General features: G+C 74.1%; 6 protein-coding genes. 5 read left to right on the top strand and 1 reads right to left on the bottom strand.

Going from position 1 to position 6,599, the window contains the following annotated elements:
- The first annotated feature begins 283 nt into the window (after positions 1 to 283).
- A complete protein-coding gene (locus tag ACFVU9_RS06495) occupies positions 284 to 1,663 on the top strand; it encodes an MFS transporter (protein ID WP_380510283.1) in 1,380 nt (459 codons plus the stop codon).
- Positions 1,664 to 1,721: 58 nt separating this feature from the next.
- Here the strand turns inward: ACFVU9_RS06495 and ACFVU9_RS06490 are convergent, their stop codons facing one another.
- Positions 1,722 to 2,939 (bottom strand): serine hydrolase domain-containing protein, encoded by a 1,218-nt coding sequence (locus tag ACFVU9_RS06490; RefSeq protein ID WP_387590611.1) that lies wholly within the window; start codon positions 2,937 to 2,939, stop codon positions 1,722 to 1,724.
- Between the two features lie 200 nt (positions 2,940 to 3,139).
- On the opposite strand from ACFVU9_RS06490, the gene ACFVU9_RS06485 reads away from it, so the two are divergent.
- The 4 genes from ACFVU9_RS06485 (at position 3,140) to ACFVU9_RS06470 (ending at position 6,487) form a co-directional block, all read left to right on the top strand.
- Complete coding sequence (locus tag ACFVU9_RS06485) at positions 3,140 to 4,054, top strand: hypothetical protein (RefSeq protein ID WP_387590608.1); 915 nt, start codon at positions 3,140 to 3,142, stop codon at positions 4,052 to 4,054.
- Between the two features lie 65 nt (positions 4,055 to 4,119).
- Positions 4,120 to 4,965, top strand: coding sequence for an isocitrate lyase/phosphoenolpyruvate mutase family protein (locus tag ACFVU9_RS06480; RefSeq protein WP_387590605.1), 846 nt, complete (start codon positions 4,120 to 4,122; stop codon positions 4,963 to 4,965).
- Positions 4,966 to 5,200: 235 nt separating this feature from the next.
- Positions 5,201 to 5,665: a universal stress protein gene (locus tag ACFVU9_RS06475; RefSeq protein ID WP_387590602.1), complete on the top strand. Its 465-nt coding sequence runs from the start codon at positions 5,201 to 5,203 to the stop codon at positions 5,663 to 5,665.
- Between the two features lie 174 nt (positions 5,666 to 5,839).
- Entirely contained in the window at positions 5,840 to 6,487 is a 648-nt protein-coding gene (locus tag ACFVU9_RS06470; protein WP_380442576.1) for an isochorismatase family protein, read from the top strand.
- Positions 6,488 to 6,599: the final 112 nt, after the last annotated feature.

The following is a 6,599-nucleotide window of genomic DNA, read 5'->3' as shown; positions in this document are numbered from 1 at the left end:
AGCGTCACCTCCGCCGGGCGTCCGGGCCGGCGGGACGGCTCCAGGCCCCGTGCGACACGGGCGGGCGGCCCGCCGGCACGGCCGGAAGGCCCGTCCGCTTCGGGACCTTCGTCGGGAATCCGGCCGACCTTCGGCCCGGTGGCGAGCCCGGTGCACCGGGGCAACCGTGGACGGTCGCCTTCGGGCGGCGGCGCCGTCCGACCGGGCGGCGTCCGTCCTGTCGTCTACCCGGCGCACGGCGCGCGAACAGCGCCGCCGTACGCTCCGGAGGATCCCCGAGACCATGTCCCGGACCATCGACAACGCCCCCTATACCGCCTTCCACCGCAGGCTGGCCCTCGCCTGTTCCGGTGGGCCGCTGCTCGACGGCTACATCCTGAGCATCGTCGGCGTCGCCCTCATCGGGATGCGGCCCGACCTCGGCCTGTCCACCGCGGAGGTCAGCCTGATCGGCGCCGCCGCCCTGGTGGGCATGTTCGTCGGCGGCGCCCTGTTCGGCGTGCTGACCGACAAGATCGGCCGGGAGGTGATGTACACCGCCGACCTGCTGGTCATGGTCGCCTGCTCGGTGCTCTCCTTCTGGGTCGACGCGGTGTGGGCGATCGCCGTGCTGCGCTTCGTGCTCGGCATGGCCGTGGCCGCCGACTACCCCATCGCCACCTCCCTGCTGGCCGAGTGGCTGCCCGCCAAGCACCGCGGGCGCCTCCTCGGCCAGCAGATCGTCGCGTGGTACGCCGGTTCGGTCCTCGCCTACGTGGTGGGCTACCTGTTCCTGGAGCTGGCCGGTCCCGGCAGTTGGCGGTGGATGCTGGCGAGCTCGACGGTGCTGTGCGTGGTCTTCCTCGTGATCCGCCGCGGCTCCCCCGAGTCTCCGCGCTGGCTGGCCGCCAACGGGCGGGTCGGTGACGCCGTCCGCCTGGTCGAGAAGCACCTCGGCGTGCGGGTGGACGGCCGGGAGCTGATGCCCGAGGCCGTCGGCGCCGCACGGCGCCCCGGCGGCCTCCGGCTGCTGATGACCCCGCCGTACCGCCGCCGCACCCTGTTCTGCGGCCTGTTCTTCCTCTGCCAGGTGGGCCCGCTGTTCGCGATGCTCACCTTCGGCCCGCAGATCCTCTCCTCGTTCGGCATGCCGGGCGGCACCGTGATGGAGACTCTCGGCACCGGGCTGATCAGCCTCGTGTTCCTGCTCGGCTGCTACCCCGCCCTGCGGCTGATCGATACCAAGGGCCGACGCCCCGTCATCATCTGGTCGTTCGCGCTCATGACCGTCCCGCTCGCGCTGCTGGGCGTGTGGCCCACCGCGCCGGCCGCCGTCGCGCTCACCGCGCTGTGCGCGTACGCCTTCCTGTGCGGCGGGCCCAACGTGCTCGACTGGACCTACCCCAACGAGCTCTTCCCGACCGAGATCCGGGCCACCGCCGTGGGCGTGGCCACCTCGGTGAGCCGGATCGGCGCGGCCGTCGGCACCTACCTGCTGCCGCTGTCGCTGACCGGGCTCGGCACCGGCCCGACCATGCTGATCGCGGCCGGGACCACGGCGCTCGGGCTCCTGGTGTGCGTGCTGTGGGCCGAGGAGACGCGCGGGACGGCGCTGGGCGCCACGCCGACGCCGGCGGGCACGGCGGCCGTCCCGGCGCAGCGGGTGCCGCAGGCGGTGCGCTGACGACACGTGGGTCGGCGGCGTTGCCCGGGAAGCCCCGGGCAGCGCCGCCTGCGCGTCATCAGTGCCCCTGCGGGGCGGACGGGTTGAGGACCGCGCCCAGGAGGCGGTTGGACAGCGGGCTCGGGGCGGAGAAGTCGGGGCTGAGGTTGGAAATGGAGTAGACGGCGCGGATCGACAGGTCGCGGGTGGCGAACATGCCGTTGGCGTAGCCGTCGTCGTGGCCGGTCTTTCCCCAGAGCACGGTGCCGTTCGGCAGCGGGGTGGACATCAGGCCGGCGCCGAAGCAGGCCACCTTGTCGCAGGAGGTGCCGCCGACGAACGGCACGGGCTTGCCCTCGGTGTCCCTGGGCACGGCGAAGAGCTCGTTCTGCTGTGCGGCGGGCAGCAGACGGCCCTGGAGGAGGGCGGTGATGAAGTGGTCCAGGTCGGCGGTGGTGGAGATCATGTTGGACGGGGTGCCGCCCTGCTCGCTGACGTCCACCGCGTCGCCCTGGCTGTCGGTCATGTAGCCGTGGAGGTAGGGGCGGGGCATCTCGGGGTCGTCCTCGGGCACCGAGGTCTGGTCGAGGTGCAGCGGTTCCAGGATCCGGCCGGTGATCTCGTCCCTGAAGGAGTCGCCGGTGGTCTGCTCGATCAGCTTGCCCCCGATCCGGAAGGCGAGGGAGTTGTACTCCTGCTTGGTGCCGGGGTCGAAGTGCGGGCCGGGCCACGGGCGGTCGGCGGGGCGCAGGGTGTCCTGGATGACCTCGTCGAAGGTCCGGTAGGAATAGCGGTCGGCGATCGTGTCGTCGACGCCGTCGGCGGGCTTGCCCTCGTCCACGTCCGGCAGGCCGCTGGTGTAGTCGACCAACTCGCGGACGGTGACCGGGGCGAAGGTGTCGGGGAGCAGGCCGGGCAGGTAGCGCTGGACGGTCTGGTCGAGGTCGAGCCGGCCCTCGGCGGCGAGCTGGAGGATGACGGTCGTCTCGAACACCTTGGAGATGCTGCCGGCGTGGAAGTGCGCGTTCTCCGGGATCTTGCGGCCGGTCTGGGAGTCGACGGTGGAGCCCGTCCACAGCCGACCCGGCTCGGCGACCCGGACGACCGCACCGGCGGCGCCGTCACCGGGCCGGGTCTGGATGGCGGCCTCCAGCGCGGCGGGGTTCAGCGGCGGGAACGCCGTCGTGGTACTCGGACCCCCCTCGGCGAAGGCCTGGGCCCCCGACACGACGGTGACGCCGGTCAGGACGGAACAGGCCAGGCCGAGGGCGGCGGCGCGGCGGACGAGGGGATTCATGTGGCACTCCATGGAGTGATTCGGGTTGAGCTCTGGTCGCTTGGCTACGAGATCGATCGTGCTCGGCCCTCGCCCGGACGGGTATCGGGAACAACCCTGAACGACCCCCGACCCACCGCGCCGCCGTGTCAGGGTGACCACCCATCAGCTCGCGGCACGGTTCGGCCGTCGCCGAACTGTTCCGCGCCTAGCGTGGCCCCATGACGATCTCCGAACCGTCCGTCCGCAGCGTCCATGACGTCCACGGCGTCCACGGCGTCAGCTCGTACGCCGACGCCCGCGCCGTGCTCGAACAGCCCCTGCTGGTCCCCGAACCCGCCGCCGGCGCGGCGGACTCCCCCGTCGGCTCCCTGGCCTGGCTGCGCGCGACCGTCGCCCGGTTCACCGGCGACGAGCAGGTGCACGCGCGTCGGCGCGCCCACGCCGAGGCCGGACTGGCCGGGCTGGACCCGGAGCAACTCCGGCTCGCCGAAGCCGGTTCGGCGGCGGGTGCGGACGACAGGCGCGGCGACGACCGGCCCGCGGACAACCGGCACGCGGACGACCGGCACGCGGTGGTCCGCACCCTGGCGGAGGCGCTCGGGCTGCCACGGCCGGACGCGGTGGCCGAGGCGGTCGTCGCCGTCTCGGCGGGGTACTTCGGCGGCACGCTGACGCCCGTCGAGGCGAAGGCCGCCGACGAGGCCGTCGCCCTGCTGCTGGCCCACGTCGGCGACAACGGAAGCCCGGAGGCCGCGGCGCAGCGGATCGGGCTGCTGGTCCAGGCGTGCGACGCGACGGCCCGCCTGGTCGAACACGCCCGCCGCGCGACGCCGGACGGGCTGCCGGCCGGCGGCGCGGCGGGCGTCCTCGGCGAGGTGCTGCGGTACGACCCGCCGGTGCCGGCGCTGCGCCGCCGGGCGGTCGCGGACGTCCGTGTCGGGGAGCGTGAAGTCCGGTCCGGTGAGGCCGTGTTGATCGACGTGGCCGCCGCCCAGCGGGACGCGCCGGACCTCCTCGTCTTCGGCGCCGGCCCGCACCGCTGCCCCGGCCGGGCCCACGCGCTGGCGCTCGCCGCCGGGCTGCTGGAACGGAACGGCCGGGCCGGGCACGTCGCCACGGCGCCGGGCGCCTGACCCGGGAAACTGGGGCGACCAACGCCCCGCACGCAGCCCACCACCTCGCCTTCTCAGGAGCAGCCATGACCAGCACCGCTTCCACCAACGCCGCTTCCACCAAAGCCACTTCCGCCAACACCGCCGCCGCCAACGCTGCCGCCTTCCGCGAGCTGCACGACCGCCCCGGTGAGCCCCTGCTGCTGCCGAACGCCTGGGACCACGCCTCCGCCGCCGCCCTGGCCGCCGCCGGATTCCCCGCCATCGCCACCACGAGCCTGGGCGTCTCCGCCGCGGCCGGACTGCCGGACGGCACCGGCGGGACGCGCGCCGAAATGCTCCAGCTCGCCCGCAGGTTCGGCCACGGGAGGTTCCTGTTCACCGTCGACATCGAGAACGGCTACAGCGACGACCCGGCCGAGGTCGCCGACCTCGCCGCCGAGCTCGCCGAGACCGGCGCGGTCGGCGTCAACCTCGAGGACGGCCGCGCCGACGGCGGCCTCACCCCGCCGCACGTGCACGCCGCGAAGATCGCCGCGATCAAGGCGGCCGTCCCCCTGCTCTTCGTCAACGCCCGTACCGACACCCACTGGCAGCGCGAGCCGGACACCGCCGAGACGGTGTCCCGCCTGGCGGCCTACCAGGACGCGGGCGCGGACGGCGTGTTCGTCCCCGGCCTGACCGACCCGGCGGCCATCGCCGAGGTGGTGGCCGCGATCCCGCTCCCGCTCAACCTCCTCGCCCCGACCGGCGGCCCGTCCCTCAAGGCCCTCGCCGACCTCGGCGTCCGCCGCGTCAGCCTGGGCGGCCTGCTCTTCCGCATCGCCCTCGGCGCGGCCGTGGACGCCGCCGTCGCCCTGCGCACGGACGGCGTCCTCCCCGCGATGCCGAACGTCCCCGGCTACGCGGCGATCCAGGCGCTCGCGGAGTGATCCCCTGACGGGGCCCGGCTCTCCGGACCGCGTCGGCACCCGGCGCCCTCGGCATGACCCGGACGGACCCAACTTGCGTGGAAAGGAGGGCAATTCGTCCGTGCTGCGGAGTCGGCCCGGGCACCCCGGCCGCGAGGCCGTCGACCATCGGGTTGCCGGTGGTGGCCGCCCTGCTTCCCTGGCCGTGGCCGTGGTGGCACTGTGGGGGTGACTCCGCACGATCGGAGCGTGACACGTGACGACCGTCGTCTGGCTGACCGAGGGCACCTGGCCCGCCTGTGTCGACGCCGCGCGCGAGCATTCCCCGCCCGGCGCCGACATCGTCCTGCTGTACGTGCGCGACCCCGAGGTCCCCGGGGCCGCGCACGGCGCCTTCGGCCGCGGCCACCGGCGGGAGGACTCCGATCATCTCCCGGGCGACGGCTGGGGCGGCGACCCCGGCAGCCGTCTGGAACACCTCGCGGCCGCCTCCGGTGAACACCTCGTGCGCGCCGCCGCCGAGCGCCTCGACCTCCCCTGCACCGCCCAGGTGCGCACCGGCCGCGCCGAACGGGAGGTCGTCACCGCGTCCGAGGCCGCCGACCTCCTGGTCCTCGCCCGCGACGGCGACCGCACCCACCCCGGCCCGCGCAGCCTCGGCCCGGCCACCCGTCACGTCGTCGACCACGCCCCCTGCCCGGTCCTGCTCGTCTGGCCCTGACGGAGGACCCGCCGGGGCCCGCTGGCGGAGGTTCGGCCCGCGCCCGGCCACGCGCTCTCCCAACCGCTCCTCCGTCGGACCAAGTCGTCAAACTTCTTGACTATCAAAGTTTGTGACTGCTTCACTGGGTCCAGCGACCGCACCGCGGCACGCACTCGTGAAGGCGTAACAGCCATGCACGGAACGACCACTGACGGATCGTCGCGCTTCACCGAGCAGCTCACCGCGGACAACGCCACCCTGCTGCTCGTCGACCACCAGATCGGGCTGCTCGCCGCCGTGCGCGACTACACCGTCGCCGAGCTCAAGCACAACGTGGTCGCGCTGGCGCGGGCCGCGCGAGTGCTCGGGGTCCCGATCGTGGTGACGACCACGGCGGCGGAGTCCCTGTGGGGGCCGCTGGCGCCCGAACTGGCCGCGGCCCTGCCGCCGGAGCTGGAGGTCATCGACCGGAGCACGGTGAACGCGTGGGACGACCCCCGCGTCCGGGCGGCGGTCGAGGCCACCGGGCGGAAGAAGCTGATCGTCGCCGGCGTCTCCACCGAGGTCTGCCTGACCCTGCCCGCCCTCTCGGCCACCGGTGCCGGCTACGACGTGTACGGCGTCGTCGACGCCTCGGGCACGTTCAACGACACCAAGCGCACCACCGGCATCCTGCGGATGCAGCAAGCCGGGGTCATCGCCGTCGACTACGCGTCGGTCGCCGTGGAGATGCTCGCAGACAACGCGAGCCCGCTGGCCCCCGCGCTGTACGAGGCCGTGGGCATGGACTTCGGCATCCTGAACGGCCAGCTCCGCGAGGCCTACGCCAAGCAGGCCTGATCAAACAGGCCTACGCCGAACTGGCCTGATGCCGAGGGGCTTGAGACGAAGCAAGCCCTGGGCGCCGTCCTGCGGTGGCCGACCCGGCCGGCGCGGACCGCCGGCCGGGCGG

Origin of the sequence: Kitasatospora sp. NPDC057936 (genome assembly GCF_042887525.1) — a bacterium.
In the GTDB taxonomy this organism is placed as follows: domain Bacteria; phylum Actinomycetota; class Actinomycetes; order Streptomycetales; family Streptomycetaceae; genus Kitasatospora.
Note: the sequence above shows the minus strand (reverse complement) of the source record. Positions and strands in the feature narration are given on the sequence as shown.